Origin of the sequence: Massilia sp. TS11 (assembly GCF_022012445.1) — a bacterium.
Classification (GTDB): Bacteria; Pseudomonadota; Gammaproteobacteria; order Burkholderiales; family Burkholderiaceae_D; genus Telluria.
Genome location: NZ_JAKLTS010000010.1, coordinates 103,543 through 124,645, shown reverse-complemented (window position 1 = coordinate 124,645; position 21,103 = coordinate 103,543). Strand labels below are relative to the sequence as shown.

Sequence of the window (21,103 nt, the reverse complement as noted above, 5' to 3'; positions counted from 1 at the left end):
TTACTTGCTGCTCGGTTGATTGGTATTCCCGCTGCCGGTCTGCGGCGGCGGCATCATCATGCTCGGCGTCGGCGTGACCGAGGTCGGCGGCATGGACGGGGTCTGCGGCACCGGCGGCGGGGTCATCGGCGTGACCGGGGCCGGCGTGGCCGGGGCCGCGGGGGCGCCGGCGCCGCTGCCGCCACGCGGCTCGGGCGGCAGTTCGATGCGCTTGATGGCCGGCCCTTCGGCCAGCAGCACGAAGCGCGCCTGCACCTCCTGCACGGTGACGCCGGGCGCGACTTCCTTGCCGACCTTGTAGGCGGCCGGCGCCTTGCCGTCGACGGCGATGATGGCCACGCCATCGGCCGCGCGGCTGGCCGCCACCACGCCCTTGAGCTGGTAGTTGCTGGCCACGGCCGTCACGGCCTGGCCGCCGAACAGGGTGGCGGCGGCATCGGCCGGCGGCGCCTGCACGCTGGCCGCGGGCAGGGCCGCCAGCGGCCGCTGGGCCGGGCGCCACCATTGCATTCCCCAGTAAGCGAGGGAACTGGACAGGGCCACCACTGCAAGCAGGCCGAGAATAAAGGGCAAGCGCTTCATGGGCATCCTCCTTAGCGCACCAGTTGGTTAATTTCGATGATGGGCATGAGCACGGCCAGCACGATCAGCAGCACGACCAGGCCCATGGCGATGATCAACACCGGCTCCAGCAGGCCGGCCATGCGCAGCGCGCGCCGCTCCAGGTCCTGCTGCTGGGCGTCGGCCGCGCGTTCGAGCATGGCGGCCAGCTCGCCGGTGATTTCGCCGGCGCGGATCATGTGGATCAGCATCGGCGGGAAGTGCTTCTGCACGCTCAGCGCGCGCGCCAGGCTGACCCCTTCGCGCACGCTGTTGGTGGCGTCTTCGACCAGGGTCTTCATGGCCAGGTTGGACAGCGTGTCGCGGCTGGTGTCGAGCGCACGCAGGATCGGCACGCCCGAGCCGGTGGTGATCGCCAGGGTCGAGGCAAAGCGCGCCGTGTTCAGGCTGCGCTCGAAGCGCCCGTACAGCGGCGCCGTCAGCAGCCAGGTGTGCCAGCGCAGGCGCAGGGCCGGCTCGCGCAGGGCGCGCCGCAGCATCCAGCCGGCCGCCACCGCCAGCACGGCCACATACAGGCCGTAGTGGCGCACAAAGTCCGAGATCGCCAGCATCACCGTCGTCAGCAGCGGCAGGTTCTGCTTGGTGGCGGCGAACACCGAGACGATCTGCGGCACCACATAGGTGAGCAGGAAGATCACGATGGCGAAGGCCAGCACGGTGACGATGGCCGGATACATGAAGGCCTGGGTGACCTTGTCCATCAGCGCATTGCGGCGCTCGATGTAGTCGGCCAGGCGGCCCAGCACGCGTTCCTGATGGCCGATCTGTTCGCCCGAGGCGACCAGCGCGCGGTAGATCTCCTCGAAGTCGCGCGGATGGCGCGCCAGCGCTTCCGAGAACGGCGCCCCGCCCACCACTTCGGCGCGGATCGAGGCGATCAGGTCGCGCACATAGGGGCGCTCGGCCTGGTCGAGCAGGGCCGTCAGCGCCTGTTCGAGCGGCAGGCCGGCGCCCAGCAGGCTGGCCAGCTGGCGCGTGAACAGGGCCTGCTCGGTGGCGCTCAGGCGCTCGCCGAAGGCAGCGCGGCGCTGCCCGCCCGCCACCTGGGTGGCGATCGCCTCGACCTGCAGCGGGGTCAGGCCCTGGGAGCGCAGCTCGGCGCGTGCGGCGCGCGCGCTGTCGGCATTGAGCACCCCTTTGCGGCTGGCGCCACCGGCATCGACGGCTTCGTAACGGAAGGCGGGCATCTCAGTCCTTGGTCACGCGCAGCAGTTCGGCGAGGGTGGTGGTGCCATCGCGCAGCCAGCGCTCGCCATCTTCGCGCATGCTCAGCATGCCGCCGCGCTGGGCGGCGGTGCGGATCTCGGCTTCCGAGGCGCGGTCGTGGATCTGGGCGCGGATCGCGTCGGTCGTCTCGAGCAGCTCGTAGACCCCGACCCGGCCCTGATAGCCGGTGTGGCCGCAATGCTCGCAGCCGACCGCATGCCACTGGCCGCCCTCCTCGCGCCGGCAGTGCACGCACAGCTTGCGCACCAGGCGCTGGGCCAGCACGCCCAGCAGCGAGGACGACAGCAGGAAGGGTTCGATCCCCATGTCGAGCAGGCGGGTGACGGCGGCCGCGGCGTCGTTGGTGTGCAGGGTGGCCAGCACCAGGTGGCCGGTGAGCGAGGCCTGCACGGCGATCTGCGCGGTTTCGAGGTCGCGGATCTCGCCGATCATGATCACGTCCGGGTCCTGGCGCAAGATCGCGCGCAGGGCCTTGGCAAAGCTCATGTCGATGCGCGGATTGACCTGGGTCTGGCCGATGCCCTGCAGGTCGTATTCGATCGGGTCTTCGACGGTCAGGATATTGGTGGTGCTCGCGTTCAGGCGCGACAGCGCCGCGTACAGAGTGGTGGTCTTGCCCGAGCCGGTCGGTCCGGTCACCAGCACGATCCCGTGCGGCTGCTTGATCAGCGTGTCGAACTGCGGCAGCAGGGCCGCGCCCATGCCGAGGTGGGCCAGATCGAGACGGCCGGCTTCCTTGTCGAGCAGACGCAGCACGGCCCGTTCGCCATGCCCGGTCGGCAGAGTCGACACGCGCACGTCGACCGGCTTGCCGCCCACGCGCAGGGTGATGCGGCCGTCCTGCGGCAGGCGCTTCTCGGCGATGTCGAGCTGCGACATGATCTTGATGCGCGAGATCAGCGAGGCGTGGATGGCCTTGCGCGGCTTGACGATGTCGCGCAGCGCGCCGTCGATGCGAAAGCGCACGACCGAATGCTGCTCGAAGGGCTCGATGTGGATGTCGGAAGCGCCTTCGCGCAGGGCCTGGGTCAGCAGCGCATTGATCATGCGGATCACGGGCGCGTCATCGCTCGATTCGAGCAGGTCCTCGATGGCCGGCACGTCGTTGAGCAGCTTGGTCAGGTCGAGGTCGGCCTCGAATTCGTCGGCCACCTGGGAGGCGTCGCCGCTGGCGCCCGCATAGCTCTGGGCGATGGCGGCGTCGAGCGCGGCGCGCTCCATGCGGGTGATGCGCACGCGCCCGAAGCGGCGCGAGACTTCGGCGATCGCGGCCGGCGCGCTGCCGGGCGCGATGCACAGTTCGACCAGGCCGGCGCTGTCGTCCGGGCGCGCCAGCACGCCGTGGTCGCGCGCGAAGGCATACGGCAGGAGCTGGCTCATGGCTGCTTGGCCTCGGGCTGGGCCGGGACCGGACGGGTGGCCATCTGGCCGCCGGCCGGCGGCTGGCCCTTGTTCAGCTGGGGCAGCACGGGCGCGCCCAGATCGCGCACCAGGGCGCTGTCGGCCGGCAGCGCGCGCTGGCCCTCGGCGCGCATGTAGTCGTAGCGGTCCAGGGCCAGGTTCTCGCTCTGGTTCGGGGTGCGCACGATCAGCGGACGCAGGAAGACCATCAGATTGGTCTTCTTGCGCGCCCGCGTCTGGTACTTGAACAGATTGCCGATGATCGGCAGGTCGCCCAGGCCGCTGACCTTCTCGACGCCGTCGCCTTCGCTGTCTTCGATCAGGCCGCCGAGCACGATGATCTGGCCGTCCTCGGCGATCACATTGTTCTCGATGACGCGGTTATTGATGGTCACGCCCGAGCTGGCGTTGAGCGAGGCCGGGTCGACGCTCGAGGACTCGTTGTAGATGGCCAGCTTGATGGTGCCGCCTTCCGAAATCTGCGGGCGCACTTTGAGGATCAGGCCGACGTCGCGCCGGTCGATGGTCTGGAAGGGATTGGCGTTGGCGCCGCCGGCGGCCGTGGTGAACTGGCCGCTGATGATGGGGACGTTCTTGCCGACCTTGATCGAGGCCAGTTCGTTATCGACCGTCAGCGCATGCGGCGTCGACAGGATGTTCGCATTCGCATCCGTTTCGAGCAGATGGGCCAGGGCGCCGAGGCCGAGCTGGCCGTTAATCTGGCGGAACACGCCGATCGACATGCCGGGGCCGGGCAGCACGGCGCCCTTGCCCGTGGCCAGGGCCGTCAGGCTGTTCGAGGTGCCGCTTGGGGTGCTGCCGCCGGCGAAGTTCTGCAGCGTGCCGACGCGGTAATTGCTGTTGCCATCGCCCGACAGGCCGAGCCACTGCACGCCGAATTCGGACGCCTTGTTCGACGACACCTCGACCACCAGGGCCTCGATATAGACCTGGGCGCGGCGCGTGTCGAGCTGGTCGATCACGGCGCGCAGATTGCGGTAGACGGCTTCGCTGGCCGTGATGATCAGGGTGTTGGTGGCCGCATCGGCCTGGATATAGCCGGCGCCGCTGGCGCCACCGCCGCCGGCCAGCTGGCTGGCCTGCTGGGTCAGATTGCCCTGCTGGTTGTTGGCCTGCTGCTGCTGGTTGGAGACGCTGGAGGCGCCGCCGCTGCCCGAGGTGCTGCCGGCCGTGACCGAGCCGCCCTGGGTGCCGCTCTGGCGCGTCGGCAGCGAACCCTCGCCGCTGATGACGGCGCGCAGGGTGGCGGCCAGCTGCACGGCGTCGGCGTTCTTCAGCGGGACCACGTGCACATTGCCCGCCCGCGCCGTCGGCAGATCGAGCTTGGCGATCAGGGACTTGGCCTGGGCCGCGCGCGCCGGCGTGGCCGCGCGGATCAGCAGACTGTTGGTGCGCGGGTCGGCCAGCACGGCGGTGCGCGCGGCCGCGTCGCCGCCCTGGGCGCCGCCTTCCATCAGCTTGTTGACGAGGGTGACGATATCGCTGGCCACCGCATACTGGACCGGCACCACGTCGATGTCGCCATTGGCCGGCGCGTCGAGTGAGGCGACGATCTTGGCGATGCGCTTGAGGTTGTCGGCGTAGTCGGTGACGACCAGGGTGTTATTGCCCGGGTTGGCGTTGACCGTGTTGTTCGGCGAAATCAGCGGCTTGATCACGCCGGCCAGATTGACGGCCGATTCATACTGCAGATGGAAGACCTGGGTGGCCACCTGATCGCCCTTGAGGGCGGCCTGGCTGCCCACTTGCACCGGGCCCGACTGCAGCTTGGCGTCGGCTTCCGGCACCACCTTGGCGAAGCCCTCGCCGGCGACGATCGCGTAGCCCTGCAGGCGCAGCGCCGAGGCCAGCAGCTGGAAGGCCTGGGCCTTGGTGGCCGGGGTTTCGGACACCAGGGTCAGCGTGCCCTTGACACGCGGGTCGATGATGAAGGTCTGGCCCGTGTAGTGGCCGACCGCCTTGATCACCGCCTCGATATCGGCGCCGACAAAATTCAGGGCCGCCTGTTCGGCCGCCGGAGCAGCCTGCACGGTCATCGCGCAGCACAGCAGAACGCCGGCCGACAGGCGGCGCAGCGCGGGGAAAGTCGTAGTGCTACGGGTCTGTGTTTTCATCATTTGAACTCTAACGCGATATAGGTGTTGTCGCCTTCCACACGGCGCTGGCCCAGCAGATTCAGCAGGCCCGCCAGCGCTTCCTCGTATCCGCGGGCCGCTTGCGCGCGTCCCGAAAATGTCAGGCGTCCGTTGGCCAGAACGCCATTGCCGTTCAGGACCAGGGCCCCGCGCAGCGTGCGTAAATCGAGCGCCGCCTGCTGGCCGCGCCAGTCCATGCTCAGCGCATAGCTGCCGAGCGGGCGCAGCGGCGACAGGCGCGAGGCCATGTCGAGCAATTCGAGCAGCGTGCTGCCCTGCACGCTGATCTGGCCGGCGCTGCTGGCCACGTCCAGCCCGCTCCAGCTCAGGCGCATGGTGCCGCTCGGCGCCATCGTGTTGAGCGGCGCGCCCAGGCCGGCCAAGCCATCGGCCGGCAGGCGCAGCACGCCGGCGCTGAGCCGCCATTGCGTCCAGGAGCCGCTCAGGCTGACGGGCTGGGCCAGGGCCTCGGGATTGGCCAGGCTCAGGCGCACCATGCCCAGCAGCGACAAGGGCGACAGCTCCCAGCTGAAGCGCCCCGGCAGCAGCGGCGTGACGGCCCCGCCCTCGCCGGCGGCGCCGCCGATAAAGGCCGAACCGCGCCACAGCGTACCCTGCGCATCCCCGAGCGTCAAACGGCCTGCCGTGCGGGCCTCGACCACGCTGCCGAGCACCGAAGCCGGCAGGAAAGCGGCCACCGTCAGGGCCGCGCTCAGGCCGCCGGCCAGCAGCCACCAGAACGCACGCTTCATTGCGGATTGGCCCCCAGCGCCTGGTGCTGGCGCAGGCTCAGGCTGACATCGACTTGGCCGGCCGGCCCCTGCGGCACAAAGCTCGCTTCCTGCACGAGCACCATGTTCTCGCGGCGCAACTGATCAAGCCAGGCATGCACATTGGCAAACGCGACGCCCTTGAATTCCAGCTTGATGAATTCGCCGCTGACGACGATATTGCTCGGCTGCAGGCTGCGCGCGGCCAGGCTGGCGGCCAGACTGTCCTTGCTGACCGGGGCCGGCGCCGCGGCATTGCGCTTTTGCAGTTCGATCGCCTCGGCTGCCAGCGCCTGCATCTGGGCCGCTTCCTGGCGCAGATTGGGCAGGTCGCGCTGCAACTGGGCGCGGCCGCGCACGGCCGGTTCGAACAGCAGGCTGTAGACCAGGGCCAGCAGCACCACGGCCGCGGCCGCCAGCAGCAGGCGTTTCTCCTGGGCGCTGCGGGCCTCCCAGTACTGTGTGAACTGGCCCATCATTTGCCCTCCTTGACGCGCAGCTGCCACAGGCCGGGCTGGGTCTCGCTGACGATCAGGCCGCGCGCGCCGAGCGCGCCGCGCACCTGCTCGAGCACGCCGGGACGCAGGGAATCGGGACGCAGTTTCACGGTCAGCACATTGTCATTGAAATTCAGGGCCAGCACGGCCGGCTTGGGATTGGCCGCGTTCAGGGCCTCGCCGATGGCCGCGCTCTGCCAGATGAAATCGGTCGGCGCCAGCTGGCCGCTGCCGGCGCGCGCGCTGAGCACGGCGCGCCGCAGCTGTTCGGCCGGATAGAGCGGTTCGGGCGCGTTCGGATAGGCCGCCTTGTAGGTCTGGAACATCGACTGGCGCACGGCATCGGCCTCGCGCTTGAGGCGCAGCCATTCGAGGTTCAGGGCCAGGGCATTGACCAGCAGCGCCAGCACGGCCAGGGCGGCCGGCCAGCGGTAGCGCTTCCAGTCGATCTGGGCGGCGCCGGCCGCGCCCAGCGCCGGCGCCAGGTCGATCGGCGCGCTGGCGGCGCCAGCGATCCAGACCGGCCAGGCATCGGCCTCGACGGCGATCTCGGCGCCCGCATAGGCGGCGCGCTCGGGGGCCGGCACCAGCAGGCGCTCGGCGCCGAGGGCACTGGCCGCGGCCAGCACGGCGCCGGCCTCGGCTTCGAGCACCAGACCGGCGCCCTCGTCCGCATTCAGGCGCACGGCCAGGTCGCCCTGGTGGATGGCGGCCGTGCCCGGCGGCAGGCAGAGCGGGGCCGGGACGATGCGCAGCTGGCGCGCGCCCTGGGCCAGCAGACGCTGGGCCAGCTCGGCCACCCAGGCGCGCTCGGCCACGGCGATCGTGCGCCGCCCCTCGGCGTCGGCGGCGCTGGCGGCCAGCACGCACTCGGCCGGGTCGCCCAGCACATGGTCTTCCACCAGATTCGGCAGCGCGGCCTTCAGGCGCGCGCCGGCCAGCGGCGGCACCGGCAGGCGCACCAGGGTGACATCGGCGGCCGCCAGAATCAGCACCACACGGCGCGCGCCGGCCACCAGCTCGGCCAGCGCGGCCAGGCCCAGCAGGCCCTGCTGCAGCAGACCGCCCTGATCGCTGGCCAGCGCATACTGGCAGCTGGCCTGGCTGCCGAGGGCGCGCGCCGGATGGCGCAGGTAGAGGGTCGTCAATGCATCTCCCTTGCTTGGCTAAATCTGCCGCGTCCACAGGACTTGGGTCGGCAGGGTCGGATTACTCGGTCCCATTTTGCGTTCGATGAGCGAGACCGCATTGAGCGTCGCACGCTCGAGGCGGATCCGGCTCGTCACCAGAAAATACTCGCTGATCGTGTTGATCGACACGTTCTGCGCCACCTGCTTGCCCACCTGGGCCTGGAAATCGGCCGCCGTGCGCCAGTAGGCACTCTTGCGCCGCTCGGTCCAGGCCGTGGCTTCGGACACGCTCACATTCATCAGCGCCGCCAGCACTTCCGGTCCGGCCGTGTTGATGTTCACGGCCGTCGGCTGCGGCAGCAGCACCACCAGCTCGCGCAGGCGGCTCAGGGCCTCGGGCGTGAAGCCGGGCACGGCCAGCAGATCGTCCACACTGCTCAGTTCGAGACCCGCCTGCGCCCCATCGGGGTCGGGCTCGGCGCCGAGCGGCGGCTGCTGGCTGCGGCGCATCTGCAGGGCCGTGCGGCGCGCCAGCGACGGGTCGAGGCGCACATTGGCCAGCAGACGCTCGAACACCTTGACCTGGTCCTCATTGATCTTGCGGTTCTGCGCGAGGTTGGCGAGATTGTAACGCGCCTGAGCGTCCTGAATCAGTCCTGAAAGTGTCGCATCATAGTTTTCGCCTTCCAGGCGCTCGCGCTCGATGTACTGGTCGAGCCGGGTTTCGGCCACCGGGGTCGCCCACGGCGCGTCCAGGGTCGTCGCCAGCGGCCGGTCATTGGCGTCCTGGCGCAGGATCAGGCGGGCGAAATCGAGGGCGCCGCGCAGAATCCACTGGGTCTGCAGATGCAGACGCTGGTTCTCCATCGAGCGCACCTGCACCTGCTGCTGCCAGAACAGGCTGGCCACGATGGTCACGGCCAGCGTGGTCAGCAACAGGGCCGTGACGACGGCCACCCCGCGTTGGCGCTTCATCCGCCCCCCAACAGGAAGACCTTGCTCATGCTGCTGGCCATGGTGCCCACCTGCAGCGCCACTTCGAGCCCGCTCGGGCGGCTCGGCGCCAGCGGCGTGCGGGTCGGCGTGGCGCCCGGCTGCAGCGAGGGCGGCAGCGGGGCCGGCGCCGTGCTCAGGCGCCAGGCGCCCTGTTCGAACAATTGCACCGTCATGCCGCTCACGCCTTTCTGCAATGGCAGACCGGGCTGGGGATCGGCGTCCTGCACGGCCGCCTGCCACAGCTGGTCGAGCTCCTTCAGTTCGCGCGTGCTGGCCGATTCGCGCCGCGCCAGCACGCCGTCGCGCACGCGGTAGGACACCACCTGCAGCGCGACCGGCTCGTTTTCGTTCTCGACCGTGCGCACCAGGGTCAGCTTGTTGCCGTCGGCGGCCAGGCTCTGGCGCCCGTGCAGCATGGCCAGCGGCACGATGTGTTCGGTGTCGCTCTGCAGCTGGGCGAAGGCCAGCTGCATGCCGCGCGTCACATCCATCTGTTCGACCAGACGTTCGCGCGCGCGGATGATGCTGTCCATCGCGCGCCAGCCGAGCACGGCGACGATGGCCAGGATGCTGATCGCCACCAGCAGCTCGACGAGGGTAAAACCAGTCGATCGCTTCATTGTTGCAACACCAGTTGGACCAGTTTCAGGATGCGCCGGTTCGGCTCACTGGCTTCGTAGACGCTGACCTCGACGCGGCGAAAACGCGGATTCGGCGTGGCCAGCACTTCCTCCTCGCACACGAGCTTGAGGTCGCCCTGAGGGCAGGCGAAGCCGCGCTTGCCGATATCGGGAAAGGTGCCCGCCAGGCGCAGCTGGACCAGGCGGTTCTCGGCCGACCACGAGGCCATCATATGGCTGCGCAGGCCATTGCTATTGGCCGTCAGGCTGCCGACCGCGCGCAGCGAGGCGCCCAGGGCCGTGCCGACGATGACCAGGGCCACCAGCACTTCCAGCAGAGTGAAGCCGCGCGCGCGCCCCACTATTGCACCTCGAAATGGCCGATGCCGTCGGCGCGCAGCAGCACGCTGTCCTCGCCGTCGGCCAGGCGCAGCCGGAAAGGCTTGTCGACCGGCTCGCGCCCGAACACGATGCGCACCTCGCCGCGCGGGCTCGGCGGGTCGAGGGTCAGCACCAGCGGCCGGTGCTGGAACTGGCGCGGATGCAGCAGTTCGTCGCGCTGCAGGGTTTCCCAGCCGTCTTCCTTGCGCACGCCAAAGGCATAGCCCTCGCTGCCGGCTTCAAACGCGATCTGGCGGTTGCGCACGATGGCCTCGTCGCGCGCCGTCTGCAGCAGCAGAGCGATGCGCTGGGCTTCGTTGTGCAGGGCCTGCTTGGCGCTGGCCGTAATGCGATAGGACACCATGCCCAGCGTCGCCCCGAGGATCACCATCACGACCAGCAGTTCCACCAGCGTGAAACCCGCCAGCCGTGCGGGGCGCCTTGCAATCATTTGCTGCCGTTCAGGTCTGCCGAGCTGATGTCGGCATCTTCGCCGCTGCCGCCCGGCTTGCCGTCGGCGCCCAGCGAAATGACTTCGATCTCGGTGCGCGCACCGGGGTTCAGGTAGCGGTAGGGATTGCCCCAGGGATCTTTGGGCACGGCGTCCAGATAGCCTTTCCAGCCGGGCGCGGCCGGGCCGTTGGCCGGGCGCGTGACCAGGGCTTCCAGGCCCTGCTCGGCGCTCGGGTAGCGCAGATTGTCGAGCTTGTACATCTGCAGCTGCTGCATGATGCGCGCGATATCGGTCTTGGCCGCCGTCACGCGCGCCTCGCCGGTGCGGTTCAGCACCTTGGGCAGCACCAGGGCCGCCAGCACGCCAATGATGACCACCACCACCATGATTTCGACCAGGGTGAAGCCGCGCGCCGGGCGGCGCAGTTGGGGGAACGTCTGCATACGTAGAATCGCAATGAAAAAAATGAAAGCTTAGTATAAAGCCCGCGCCGCGGGCCCGGCCGATTTTCAGTCGCGGTGCTTGCCCAGGCCGAGCACCCCGAGCATGCCCTCATTGCCGCCGGCGGCCACCGAGGCCGAGCTCGCGGGCAGGCGCGTCACGGCCGGATTGGCCGCGACAAACGGCGCCACGCCCAGAGCCTGATGCACTTCGCGCGGGTAGACCAGGTAGCCGCGCGTGATCACGGCCGCCACCTTGCGGATGTCGCCGATATCGCGGGTCGGATCGCCGTCGACCAGCACCAGATCGGCCAGCTTGCCCGGCGTGATCGAACCGCGCTCGTGGCTGGTGCGCGTGTACTGGGCGCCGTTGCGCGTGGCCACCTGCAGGGCCTGGGCCGGCGTCAGGCCGGCCTTGACCAGGTAGGCGAGTTCGGCCTGCAGGGTGAAGCCGGCCAGCTCGTCGGTGCCGGCCAGCACCGGCACCCCGGCGCGGTAGGCGCGCCCGACGAAGTCGACCATCTTGGCGTAGGACTTGCGGTAGCGCTGCAGGGTGGCGTCATCCGGGATCTTCATGGTGCCGACGGCAAAGCCGCGCTTGACGTCGGGCGGCATGTGGTCGGCGATCGGGGCGAAGGGCTCGTTGATCTCGCCGTCCTTCTGCTTGAGGAAGGCGAAGGTGGCCAGGGTCGGATCGATCGCAATCTGCTTCTGCTTGAGGGTGGCGATGAATTCCTGCACCGGGGCGCTGTCGAGGTCGAGATCGGCCACCTTTTCCGAGGGCAGGTAGAAGCGCTGCAAGGTGCGCGTGTCGACCTCGGGCGTGAACAGGAAATTCAGCATCAGCTGGTTGATGTGCTGGATTTCGTCATAGCCGGCGTCGATCGCCTGCTGGGCGCGCAGACCGGCCGGGATGTGGCCCGACACGCGCAGGCCGCGCTCGTGCGCATAGGCCACGGTCTCCTTCAGGATCTCTTTGGGGAAGGAGTTGTAGATCTTCAGCTGCGGATAGCCGTGCTCGGCATACCAGTCGATCGCCGACTTGGCGCCGCGCAGGTCCTTGACGACGAAGCCATTATTCGCCGAGTAGGGGCTCTCGCCTTCGAGGAAGCCGGCCGGCACGATCTGGGGCGAGAGCAGGCGGCCGCTGGCCGTTTCGTCGAGGATGTCCTGCAAGGTGGCATTGTCATTGCCCATGTCGCGCACGCTGGTGACGCCGGCGGCCAGGTTCAGCCCGCCCTCCCAGCGGCCGACGTGGCCGTGCATGTCGAACAGACCCGGCAGCAGCACGCGCCCGGCCGCGTCGATCTCGTTGACGGCGCCGCGCACGGGCGCGCCGGCCGGCAGCATGGCCGTGATGCGGCCACGTAGTACGTAGACATCCTGGGGTGCCGTCAGTTCCGCCTTTTCGCTGTCGAACACGCGCGCATTGCGCACCACGGTCAGGCCCGTGAGCGGGTGCTGGAGCTGGGCCGCCAGATCGACCAGCAGCTTGCCCTCGGCCGCCTTCTGCGCCGTGGCCAGGGTCTTGCCCTGGGCCTGCCAGCCTTCGCGGATCATCGTCATGTAGCCGGGGATCACCACGGCGAACAGCTGCGGGCGCGCCTCGCGCGTCACCCACGCGAACTGGGGCGACAGACCGACGCCGGTCAGGGCCACCAGCTGCACGGCCTGGTTCTTGCCGCCCTGGCTCAGCGTGCGCGATTCGAGCACCTTCATCCGCATCGTGCCAGAAGGCAGCAGGGCCAGGCTCTTGTCGGGCCGCGCCGCCATCGCGCGGATCGCCAGCGCGGCCGGCTGGAACGAGGACACCAGCGGCACATACGCGGCCGTGCCCTGCACGCGCGTGCTGCCCTGCTCGGTGGTGGACTGCCAGCGCGCCGTGTCGCCGCTGCGCTCGAAGCGGTCGTTGACGACGCCGCCGAAGGTCGAATTGCCGGTCGCCGTGTAGGCCAGCAGGCTGCCGTCCTTGCCGACCTTCAGGGTTTCGCGCAGCTCGGGGCCACGGCCGTTGTCCTTGAAGATGAAGCGCACGCGCTCGCTGCCGTCATCATCGTGCTCGACGATCTGCTCGCCGGCCTGCTTGCCGTTCTCGACGAAGATCAGGAATCGGGTGGTGCTGGTGGCGGCCAGGCTGGCGCCACATACGAGGCCAAGGGCGATACTGAGGGCAAGACGCTTCATGCAATGTCTCCGGATTCAAGTAGAGGACCCGCACACCGGACAGGCCGGGTTGCGGGCGACCTGGATGGCCGTCCACTCCATGCTGCGGCCATCGAGCAGCAACAGGCGCCCCGCGAGCGAGGTGCCGATATTCATGATGCATTTGAGCGCCTCGGCCGCCTGCATGGCGCCGATCACGCCGACCAGCGGGGCGAACACGCCCATGGTGCTGCAGGCAACGTCCTCGAAGCCCTGGTCTTCGGGGAACAGGCAGTGGTAGCAGGCCTGGCCGTGGCGCGCGTCGAACACGCTGATCTGACCGTCGAAACGGATCGCCGCGCCCGACACCAGCGGCACGCCGCGCGCCACACAGGCGCGGTTGACGGCGTGGCGCGTCTTGAAATTATCGGTGCAGTCGAGCACCACGTCGGCCGTGCCGACCAGCGCCAGCAGGCGCGCCGCATCGGCCTTCTCGACCAGGGCATGCACGCGCACCTCGGGATTGATGGCCAGCAGGCCCGCGCGGCCGGACTCGGCCTTGGGCTGGCCGACGCGGGCGGTGGTGTGCAGGATCTGGCGCTGGAGATTGGTCAGGTCGACCGTGTCGTGGTCGATCAGGGTGATCTGGCCGACTCCGGCCGAGGCCAGGTACATCGCGGCCGGCGAACCGAGGCCGCCGGCGCCGACCACCAGCGCATGCGCGCCGAGCAGGCGCTGCTGGCCTTCGATGCCGATCTCGTCGAGCAGGATATGGCGCGAATAGCGCAGCAGCTGTTGGTCGTCCATCCGCGCCGCTTCAGGGTTGGCGCGCGCGCGCCGCGGCGGCCGCCACCAGCACCCGTTCGCCCTTCAGATGGCGCAGGGCCTGGGCCAGCTGGAAGTCGTCGGCGCTGCCGTAGTCGAGCAGCTTGCGGCCGCGCTCGGCGGCGGCGGCGCGCATCTCCTGCTCCAGGCTGTCGCGCTTGGCGTCGGCCGTGCCGCCCTCGCTGCCGAGGTGGCGCGCCAGGTCGGCTTCGCGCAGGCGCAGCGCGGCGGCCGGATCGCCGTCGGCCGCTTCATCGACGAGCAGATCGGGCACGATGCCGCGCGCCTGGATCGCCCGGCCCAGCGGCGTGTAGTAGCGCGCCGTGGTCAGCTTGACCGCCGTTTCGGGGGTGATCTGGCGCAGAGTCTGGACCGAGCCCTTGCCGAAGGTCTGGGTGCCGAGGATGGTGGCGCGCTTGTAGTCCTGCAGGGCGCCGGCCACGATTTCCGAGGCCGAGGCCGAACCGCCATTGACCAGCACCACCATCGGCACGGTTTTCAGCGCGGCCGGCAGGCGCGCCAGCGGATCGGCGCCGCCGTCGAGCGCGTAGTACTCGGGCTTGCCGTAGAAGACCTGGCTCGATTCGGCCATCTGGCCGCGCGTCGAGACGATTTCCGATTCCTGCGGCAGGAAGGCGGCGGCCACCCCGATCGCGCCCGGCAGCAGGCCGCCGGGGTCGTTGCGCAGATCGAGCACGAGGCCCTTGAGGCGCGGCTCCTGGGCGTACAGCTGGGTCAGATGACGGGCCAGATCGTCCAGGGTCTTTTCCTGGAACTGGCTGACGCGCAGCCAGCCATAGCCGGGCTCGACGATCTTGGATTTGACGCTCTTGACCTGGATTTCCTCGCGCTGGATCGGCAGCACGCGCGGCTGGTCTTCGCCCTTGCGCGCGAGCGTCAGGGTGAGCCGGGTTTTGGGTTCGCCGCGCATGCGCTTGACGGCTTCATCGAGGCTCAGGCCCTTGACCGACTGGCCGTCCACCCGCGTGATCAGGTCGCCGGGGCGGATGCCGGCCTTGAAGGCGGGCGAATCTTCGATCGGCGCAATCACCTTGACGTAGCCGTCTTCGAGCGCGACTTCGATGCCGATGCCGACGAAGCGGCCCTGCACCGATTCGCGCATGTCGCGGTAGGCTTTTTTGTCGAGATAGACCGAGTGCGGATCGAGCGAGGCGACCATGCCGGCGATGGCGTCGGACAGCAGTTTTTTCTCGTCGACGGGCTCGACATAATCGCTCTTGATCAGGGCGTAGACGTCGGACAGCTGGCGCAGTTCGTCGAGCGGCAGGGCATTGCCGCCGACGCGCTGGGCAATGGCGCTGAACTGCAGGGAAATGGCGAAGCCGACGGCCATGCCGCCGGCCACCAGTCCGATGCTTTTGAGCGGGAATCGCATGTGCGCCTCTTAGAACTTGACCCAGCCCGCCGGGTCGAACGGCAGGTACTTGCGCCTCAGGTCGAAGTATAGACCGGAATCCTCCATGCTGCCGGTGTTTCCGACCAGTGCCACGGCCTCGCCCGCCTTGACGATGTCGCCCTTACGCTTGAGCAGGGCCTGGTTATACGCATACACGCTCCAGTAGTCGCCGCCGTGGTCGATGATGATGGTGTTGCCGAGGAAGCCCTGGCGTTCGGCGAAGATCACCTTGCCCGGCGCCACGGCGTGCACTTCGGCGCCTTCGGGCGCCTTGATGAACAGGCCCTTCCACGGCAGGCTGTTGTCGACGCGCTGGCCGAATTTCACCACCACCTTGCCGGCCACGGGCAGCTTCATCTGGCCTTTCAGATTCGGCAGCGTATCGGGCGGCATCACCGTGGCCAGAGCCACATCGGCCGGATTGGGCGCGTCCGGATCGGGTTTCGGCGGCTCCTTCTTCGCCACCGGCTTGGGCGGCTCGACATCGTCGATCGGGGTCGGCTTGAAGGCCGGCTTGCCCGGCGTGCTGGGCGGCTTGCTGGCGGCCGCCAGTTTCTTCTTGCGCTCTTCCTCGGCTTTCGCCCGGGCTTCGGCCTCGGCCTTGGCGCGCGCCACGGCCAGCGCCTCCTGGCGCTTCTTCTCGGCGGCCGCGGCCTCGTTCTGTTTGCGGATCAGTTCGGCGAGCTGGTTGATCATCGCCTGCATGCGCTGGTCTTCCTTCTCGAGGTCCACGGCCTGCTTCTTCTGCGCCACCAGCTTCTTGTTGACCTTGCCCAGCAGCTCCTTGCGGCGCGCCTTGTCCTTCTCCAGCTTGTCCTTCTCGGCCTTCTGCTCGGCCACGATTTCTTCCAGGCTGGCCTTGGCGTCCTCGGTCTCGGCCTGGTTCTGTTCGAGCGTGGCGAGGTTGGTGCGCAGGGCCTCGAGCAGCTTGCCCTGGGCCTGGGACACATAGGCCATCAGCTGCAGATCACGGTTGATGCGGTTCGGATTGTCGCCCGAGAGCAGCAGCTTGATGCGGTCCTCATTGCCGGCCACATAATGCTCGCGCAGCAGCTTGGCGATCTGGGCCTTCTGCGCCTCGACCTGGGCCGCCAGGCGCGTGCGCGACTCGGCCAGATCCTTGAGCTTGGCATTGGTCTGCGCCTGCTCCTGCTGCAGATCGCGCAGATTGCGGATGGCGTCGGAAATGCTTTCCTCGGCCTCGGCCAGCTGATCGGCCACCGCGTCCTTTTCGCTTTCGGTCTTGCTGATGTCCTTGTTCAGGGCGGCCAGGCGCTGGGCGATGGCCTTGCGCTGGGCTTCGGCTTCCAGCTTCTGCTTGCTGCGCTCCGTCGGTTTGGGCGCAGCCAGGGCCGCGCCCGCCACGAGGGCGAGCGAAGCCAGCCACAACGCGCGGCGCATGGATTACTTGGCCTTGCCCTGGTTGGCGACGGCGGCCATGGCGGCAGCGATCGCGGCCTGGTCGCCCAGGTAGTAGTGCTTGATCGGCTTCAGCTCGGCGTCGAGCTCGTAGACCAGCGGGGTGCCGTTCGGGATGTTGAGGCCGACGATGTCGGCGTCGCTGATCCCGTCGAGCATCTTGATGATGGCGCGCAGGCTGTTGCCGTGGGCCGAAATCAGGATCTGCTTGCCCGCCTTGATGGCCGGGGCGATCTCCTCGTCCCAGGCCGGCATCACGCGCGCCACCGTGTCCTTCAGGCATTCGGTCAGCGGAATCGCCGCGCGCGGCAGGCCCGCATAGCGCGGATCGGCGAACGAGGTGCGGCTGTCGCCCGGCTCCAGGGCCGGCGGCGGGGTGTCGTAGGCGCGGCGCCAGACCAGCACCTGGGCGTCGCCGAATTTGGCGGCGGTCTCGGCCTTGTCGAGGCCCTGCAGGGCGCCGTAGTGGCGCTCGTTCAGACGCCAGTCGTGCTTGATCGGCAGGTACATGCGGTCCATTTCGTCGAGCGCCAGCCAGAGCGTGCGGATCGCGCGCTTGAGCACCGAGGTGTAGCACAGATCGAACTCGAAGCCGGCTTCCTTCAGCAGCCGGCCGGCCTGGCGCGCTTCGTGCACGCCTTTGTCGGTCAGGTCCACATCGGTCCAGCCGGTGAAACGGTTTTCCAGGTTCCAGGTCGATTCGCCATGGCGCATGAAGACGATTTTGTACATAGAAAGCTTCCGAAGGGTCGAGAAAACGGGCAGTAGCCATCTATTTTATAATGCGCCGATTCATTCTCACTACGGGATGCCTGTGAAATTCTTAATCGATAATATTTTTCTCGTCGGCCTGGCCCTGGTCTCGGGCGGTATGCTGGTCTGGCCCGTGCTGTTTCGCGCCGGTAAGCAAGGCTCGCCGACCGAGGTGACCCTGCTGATCAACCGCGGCAAGACCACGGTGATCGACGTGCGCGAACCGGCCGAGTTTGCCAATGGGCATTTGCGCGACGCAAAGAACGTCCCGCTGGCAGAATTGGCCCAGCGTGTCGGCGAGTTCAAGACCGACAAGGCGGTGGTGCTGGTCTGCCAGAGCGGCGCCCGCTCGGCGCGCGCGGCGCGCATCCTGGCCAAGGCCGGCTTCAGCGATGTCACCAATCTCGAGGGTGGCATTGCTGCTTGGCAAGCAGCCAATCTGCCGCTGGTGAAATAAGGAGCAGGCATGAACAAGGTTGTGCTGTACCACACCGCCATGTGTCCCTACTGCGTGCGGGCCGAGCGCCTGCTCGAAGCCAAGGGCGTGACGGACATTGAAAAAATCCGTGTCGATCTCGACCCGGCCCAGCGCGTCATCATGATGGAACGCACGGGCCGCCGCACGGTGCCGCAGATCTATATCGGCGACACCCACGTCGGCGGTTTCGACGACCTCTACGCGCTCGACCAGGCGGGCCGCCTGGATCCCCTGCTGCGCGGTGAGTGAGTACTAACTAGCTGGCGGCTATGGAAACCCATCGGGTTTTGCTACAATTGCCGTCCCAATTCTTTATCTCTATTCAACTGAAAGCGTTCCATGTCTGACGAACAACTGCAACCCGTATTCCAAATCCAACGCGTCTACCTGAAGGACATGTCGCTGGAACAGCCGAACTCGCCGGCCATCTTCCTCGAGCAGGAAGCCCCGTCGATCGAGATCTCGCTCGACGTCGGCGCCGAGCCGCTGCAGGAAGGCATCTACGAAGCCACCGTGACCGTGACCGTCACCGCCAAGCTGAAAGACAAGGTCGCCTTCCTGGTCGAAGGCAAGCAAGCCGGCATCTTCGAAGCCCGCAACATCCCGGCCGAGCAGCTCGACCCGCTGCTGGGAATCGGCTGCCCGAACATCATCTACCCGTATCTGCGCGCTAACGTCGCCGATATGATTCAGCGGGCCGGCTTCCCGCCGATCCACCTGGCCGAGATCAACTTCGAAGCCTTCTACCAGCAGCGCCTGCAGGCCCTGGCTGAAGCCGCCAAAGGCGCTCCGGACGCCGCCGCCACGCATTAAGCTGGCGCACCCAACGCCCCCGGCACCCCAGGGTCCGGGGGCGTTTCACATTCCTGCCGAGGAGAGCATCTTGTCCCTGCCCCTGCGCGCCTGTCTGGGTCTGCTGCTGGCCGCTGCCAGCGCCCAGGCGGCTGAATTCCGTTCGGTCGGCCCGGCGCCGGCCATCGTCTACGACGCTCCTTCGCCCAAAGGCAATAAGCTGTACGTCGCCCCGCGCGGCATGCCGGTCGAAATCCTGATCACCCATGGCGACTGGCTCAAGGTGCGCGACGCCAACGGCGACGCCGGCTGGGTGGAGTTGAAAAGCCTGGCCGGACGGCGTACCGTGGTGGCACGCAATGCAAATGTGAAAGTCCGCGCCAATGCCGATGAGCACGCCAGCCCGGTGCTCGTGGCCGACAAGGGTGTGCTGCTCGAGCTGCTCGAGCCGGCCCCGTCGGCCTGGGCCAAGGTGCGCCATCGCGACGGGATCAGCGGCTATGTGAAGGTGAATGATGTCTTCGGTCTCTAAAACACGGCGCCACGTCAGCATCCTCGGCGCCGGCGCATGGGGCACGGCGGTCGCCATCGCCCTGGCCGAGCGCCATGCGGTGCTGCTGTGGGGCCGCAATCCGGCCGCCATGGCGCAGATGGCGCGCACGCGCAGCAATGCCCACTATCTGCCCGACTTTGCCTTCCCGCCCGCGCTGCAGATCAGCAGCGATCTGGATGCGGCCCTGGCCCATGTCGGCCCCGAGGATCTGCTGATTCTGGCCAATCCGGTAGCCGGCCTGCGCCCCCTGCTCGAACAGCTGAAGGGGCGCGCGCTGCCGAACGTGGTCTGGCTGTGCAAGGGCTTTGAAAACGGCAGCAGCCTGCTGCCGCACCAGGTCGTGCGCGAGGTGCTCGGCCCCGATGTGGCGGGCGCGGCCCTGTCCGGTCCCTCCTTCGCCCAGGAAGTGGCGCGCGGCATGCCGTGCGCGCTGACGGTCGCCTCCAGTTCGGCCGCCTTGTGCGAACGTGTCGTCAACATCGTCCATGGTGGCCATATCCGCGTGTATTCCTGCCCCGATCTGATCGGCGTGGAAGTCGGCGGCGCGGTCAAGAATGTGCTGGCGATTGCCACCGGCGTGGCCGACGGCCTGGGCCTGGGCCTGAATGCGCGCGCGGCCCTGATCACGCGCGGCCTGGCCGAAATCACACGGCTCGGCCTGGCGCTGGGTGGCCAGGCGGCCACCTTCATGGGCCTGACCGGCATGGGCGACCTGATCCTCACCTGCACGGGCGACCTCAGCCGCAACCGGCGCGTCGGCCTCGGCCTGGCCCAGGGCAAGAATCTCGACACCATCGTGGCCGAACTCGGCCATGTGGCCGAGGGCGTGCCCTGCGCGCGTGCCGTGCGTGCGCTGGCCGCGCGCCTCGGCGTCGACATGCCGATCACGAATGCCGTGGCCGGCGTGCTGTTCGATGGCGACAATGCGCGCGAGATGGTCGGCCGCCTGCTGGCGCGCGACCCGCGCGGGGAGCTGGCCTGAGGCTTTAGCCGCCGGCGTGGCCGTGGCGCGAAGACCCGAGCAGGATGGTCAGCAGGGCGACCGCATCCTCCTCGGCGCGCACGGCGTGCTGCTGGCGCCCGGCAATCCACATCAGCTCGGACGGCGCCATGCGCGTTTCCCTGCCGTTCATCTCGACCACCAGACTGCCATGCAGGCACAGCAGCGTGCACTCGCGCTCGATCGCGTGGCTGGGCATGGCGCGGCCCTTGGGCAGCACCAGGCGGATCAGTTCCATGCTCTCGGTCTTGGCCAGCGCGATCGAGGTGAAATTGGCGAGGTCATCGCCCTCGCGGCGCAAGGGAATCAGGTCGCCCGAGGCGGCATGTGGCAGGGCCATGGCTTACTCCTCAAAATGGTCGTTCACGGTGCGCAGCCAGCTGACCAGCGCAAACGCGTCCTGCAGGCCACTGGCCAGCAGGGGCACGAGCTGTTCCGGCGCGTTGAGATTGAGATCGACTTCAGTCCAGACGAAAAAGCTTTTCAGCTTGATGTACTCGATGTGCGGATGATCGGGCGCGAAACCTTTCGGCGGACGCTGCAGCTTGTCTTCGGGCTGCAGGTCGCCGTAGCGCGCCACCAGGGCCTTATTCTTGAGGACTTTGGCAAAGCCTGGCGCATCGTTGACCAGGTGCTGGCGGATCGCCTTCAGGCGTGGCGGCGGCGGCATGTATTCGCCGGCGCCGAACAGCAGCTTGCCATTGCCTTCGATGTGGAAGTAATAGGCCGGGCCGCCAGCCGCGCTCGGGCGGCGCTGGTTGCTGGCCGTGATGGCGGCGGAGAAGCGCGTTTTATACGGGCTTTTGTCGTGTGAAAAGCGCACATCGCGGTTGATGCGAAACATGGCCTTCTTCGCGTCGACCCCGGCCACGGCCTTGTCAAAACGGCTCAGGGCCTGGATCAGCTGCTGCACCACCTGGTGGAACTCTTCGCGCAGGATGTCGTAGCGCGGTTTGTTCATGATGAACCAGGGGCGGTTGTTGTTCTCGCTCAGTTCGCGCAGGAACTGGCTCAGGTCGCGCAAATGCATG

24 protein-coding genes are annotated in these 21,103 nt (G+C 68.2%); 5 read left to right on the top strand and 19 right to left on the bottom strand.

The annotated features are described in order from the left end of the window. The 17 genes from LZ005_RS16115 to gpmA form a co-directional block, all read right to left on the bottom strand. Entirely contained in the window at nt 1-582 is a 582-nt protein-coding gene (locus LZ005_RS16115; protein WP_237809242.1) for a type II secretion system protein N, read from the bottom strand. Between the two features lie 11 nt (nt 583-593). Next, on the bottom strand, nt 594-1,808 hold the full coding sequence (gene gspF, locus LZ005_RS16110; RefSeq protein WP_237809241.1) for a type II secretion system inner membrane protein GspF: 1,215 nt from the start codon (nt 1,806-1,808) through the stop codon (nt 594-596). 1 nt (nt 1,809) lies between these two features. Beyond that, a complete protein-coding gene (gene gspE, locus LZ005_RS16105) occupies nt 1,810-3,228 on the bottom strand; it encodes a type II secretion system ATPase GspE (RefSeq protein ID WP_237809239.1) in 1,419 nt (472 codons plus the stop codon). Continuing rightward, nucleotides 3,225-5,387 carry a type II secretion system secretin GspD gene (gspD, locus tag LZ005_RS16100; protein WP_307727809.1) on the bottom strand — a complete coding sequence of 721 codons (2,163 nt, stop codon included), beginning with the start codon at nt 5,385-5,387 and terminating at the stop codon, nt 3,225-3,227. The genes gspE and gspD overlap by 4 nt, the downstream gene beginning before the upstream one ends. After that, a complete protein-coding gene (gene gspN, locus LZ005_RS16095; protein WP_237809234.1) occupies nt 5,384-6,157 on the bottom strand; it encodes a type II secretion system protein N in 774 nt (257 codons plus the stop codon). Before gspN ends, gspD begins: the two co-directional genes overlap by 4 nt. Next, nucleotides 6,154-6,654 carry a type II secretion system protein GspM gene (gspM, locus tag LZ005_RS16090; protein ID WP_237809233.1) on the bottom strand — a complete coding sequence of 167 codons (501 nt, stop codon included), beginning with the start codon at nt 6,652-6,654 and terminating at the stop codon, nt 6,154-6,156. Before gspM ends, gspN begins: the two co-directional genes overlap by 4 nt. Next, entirely contained in the window at nt 6,651-7,820 is a 1,170-nt protein-coding gene (gene gspL, locus LZ005_RS16085; RefSeq protein ID WP_237809231.1) for a type II secretion system protein GspL, read from the bottom strand. The genes gspM and gspL overlap by 4 nt, the downstream gene beginning before the upstream one ends. Before the next feature lie 18 nt (nt 7,821-7,838). Then, the gene (gene gspK / locus LZ005_RS16080) at nt 7,839-8,777 is read right to left on the bottom strand and encodes a type II secretion system minor pseudopilin GspK (RefSeq protein ID WP_237809230.1); all 939 of its coding nucleotides are present in this window, start codon (nt 8,775-8,777) and stop codon (nt 7,839-7,841) included. After that, the gene (locus LZ005_RS16075) at nt 8,774-9,418 is read right to left on the bottom strand and encodes a type II secretion system protein J (protein WP_237809226.1); all 645 of its coding nucleotides are present in this window, start codon (nt 9,416-9,418) and stop codon (nt 8,774-8,776) included. Before LZ005_RS16075 ends, gspK begins: the two co-directional genes overlap by 4 nt. Continuing rightward, a complete protein-coding gene (gspI, locus tag LZ005_RS16070) occupies nt 9,415-9,780 on the bottom strand; it encodes a type II secretion system minor pseudopilin GspI (protein WP_237809224.1) in 366 nt (121 codons plus the stop codon). The genes LZ005_RS16075 and gspI overlap by 4 nt, the downstream gene beginning before the upstream one ends. Beyond that, nucleotides 9,780-10,250: a GspH/FimT family pseudopilin gene (locus LZ005_RS16065; RefSeq protein ID WP_237809219.1), complete on the bottom strand. Its 471-nt coding sequence runs from the start codon at nt 10,248-10,250 to the stop codon at nt 9,780-9,782. The genes gspI and LZ005_RS16065 overlap by 1 nt, the downstream gene beginning before the upstream one ends. Further along, nucleotides 10,247-10,696, bottom strand: a complete 450-nt coding sequence (gene gspG, locus LZ005_RS16060) for a type II secretion system major pseudopilin GspG (protein WP_237809217.1) — start codon at nt 10,694-10,696, stop codon at nt 10,247-10,249. Before gspG ends, LZ005_RS16065 begins: the two co-directional genes overlap by 4 nt. A 66-nt stretch (nt 10,697-10,762) precedes the next feature. Then, nucleotides 10,763-12,877: an amidohydrolase family protein gene (locus LZ005_RS16055; protein ID WP_237809213.1), complete on the bottom strand. Its 2,115-nt coding sequence runs from the start codon at nt 12,875-12,877 to the stop codon at nt 10,763-10,765. Between the two features lie 15 nt (nt 12,878-12,892). Further along, a complete protein-coding gene (locus LZ005_RS16050; RefSeq protein ID WP_237809210.1) occupies nt 12,893-13,642 on the bottom strand; it encodes a HesA/MoeB/ThiF family protein in 750 nt (249 codons plus the stop codon). 10 nt (nt 13,643-13,652) lie between these two features. Beyond that, the gene (locus LZ005_RS16045; RefSeq protein ID WP_237809208.1) at nt 13,653-15,056 is read right to left on the bottom strand and encodes a S41 family peptidase; all 1,404 of its coding nucleotides are present in this window, start codon (nt 15,054-15,056) and stop codon (nt 13,653-13,655) included. Nucleotides 15,057-15,065: 9 nt separating this feature from the next. Further along, nucleotides 15,066-16,478 carry a murein hydrolase activator EnvC gene (locus tag LZ005_RS16040; protein ID WP_237809206.1) on the bottom strand — a complete coding sequence of 471 codons (1,413 nt, stop codon included), beginning with the start codon at nt 16,476-16,478 and terminating at the stop codon, nt 15,066-15,068. Nucleotides 16,479-16,481: 3 nt separating this feature from the next. Continuing rightward, nucleotides 16,482-17,228: a 2,3-diphosphoglycerate-dependent phosphoglycerate mutase gene (gene gpmA / locus LZ005_RS16035; RefSeq protein WP_237809203.1), complete on the bottom strand. Its 747-nt coding sequence runs from the start codon at nt 17,226-17,228 to the stop codon at nt 16,482-16,484. 82 nt (nt 17,229-17,310) lie between these two features. Here gpmA and LZ005_RS16030 point away from each other — a divergent pair, with 82 nt between their 5' ends. The 5 genes from LZ005_RS16030 to LZ005_RS16010 all read left to right on the top strand — a co-directional run bounded on the left by LZ005_RS16030 (nt 17,311) and on the right by LZ005_RS16010 (nt 20,054). Then, nucleotides 17,311-17,706, top strand: coding sequence for a rhodanese-like domain-containing protein (locus LZ005_RS16030; RefSeq protein WP_237809199.1), 396 nt, complete (start codon nt 17,311-17,313; stop codon nt 17,704-17,706). A gap of 9 nt (nt 17,707-17,715) precedes the next feature. Continuing rightward, complete coding sequence (gene grxC, locus LZ005_RS16025) at nt 17,716-17,976, top strand: glutaredoxin 3 (protein WP_237809196.1); 261 nt, start codon at nt 17,716-17,718, stop codon at nt 17,974-17,976. A 90-nt stretch (nt 17,977-18,066) separates the two neighbouring features. Further along, nucleotides 18,067-18,540 carry a protein-export chaperone SecB gene (gene secB, locus LZ005_RS16020; RefSeq protein ID WP_237809192.1) on the top strand — a complete coding sequence of 158 codons (474 nt, stop codon included), beginning with the start codon at nt 18,067-18,069 and terminating at the stop codon, nt 18,538-18,540. 70 nt (nt 18,541-18,610) lie between these two features. Next, nucleotides 18,611-19,051: an SH3 domain-containing protein gene (locus LZ005_RS16015; protein WP_237809190.1), complete on the top strand. Its 441-nt coding sequence runs from the start codon at nt 18,611-18,613 to the stop codon at nt 19,049-19,051. Further along, nucleotides 19,035-20,054: an NAD(P)H-dependent glycerol-3-phosphate dehydrogenase gene (locus LZ005_RS16010; protein ID WP_373889342.1), complete on the top strand. Its 1,020-nt coding sequence runs from the start codon at nt 19,035-19,037 to the stop codon at nt 20,052-20,054. Before LZ005_RS16015 ends, LZ005_RS16010 begins: the two co-directional genes overlap by 17 nt. Nucleotides 20,055-20,058: 4 nt before the next feature. Here the strand turns inward: LZ005_RS16010 and LZ005_RS16005 are convergent, their stop codons facing one another. Together LZ005_RS16005 and LZ005_RS16000 are read right to left on the bottom strand one after the other, a co-directional pair. Next, a complete protein-coding gene (locus LZ005_RS16005) occupies nt 20,059-20,412 on the bottom strand; it encodes a hypothetical protein (RefSeq protein ID WP_237809185.1) in 354 nt (117 codons plus the stop codon). Nucleotides 20,413-20,415: 3 nt separating this feature from the next. Further along, nucleotides 20,416-21,102 carry a DUF2461 domain-containing protein gene (locus LZ005_RS16000; RefSeq protein ID WP_237809184.1) on the bottom strand — a complete coding sequence of 229 codons (687 nt, stop codon included), beginning with the start codon at nt 21,100-21,102 and terminating at the stop codon, nt 20,416-20,418. Nucleotide 21,103: the final 1 nt, after the last annotated feature.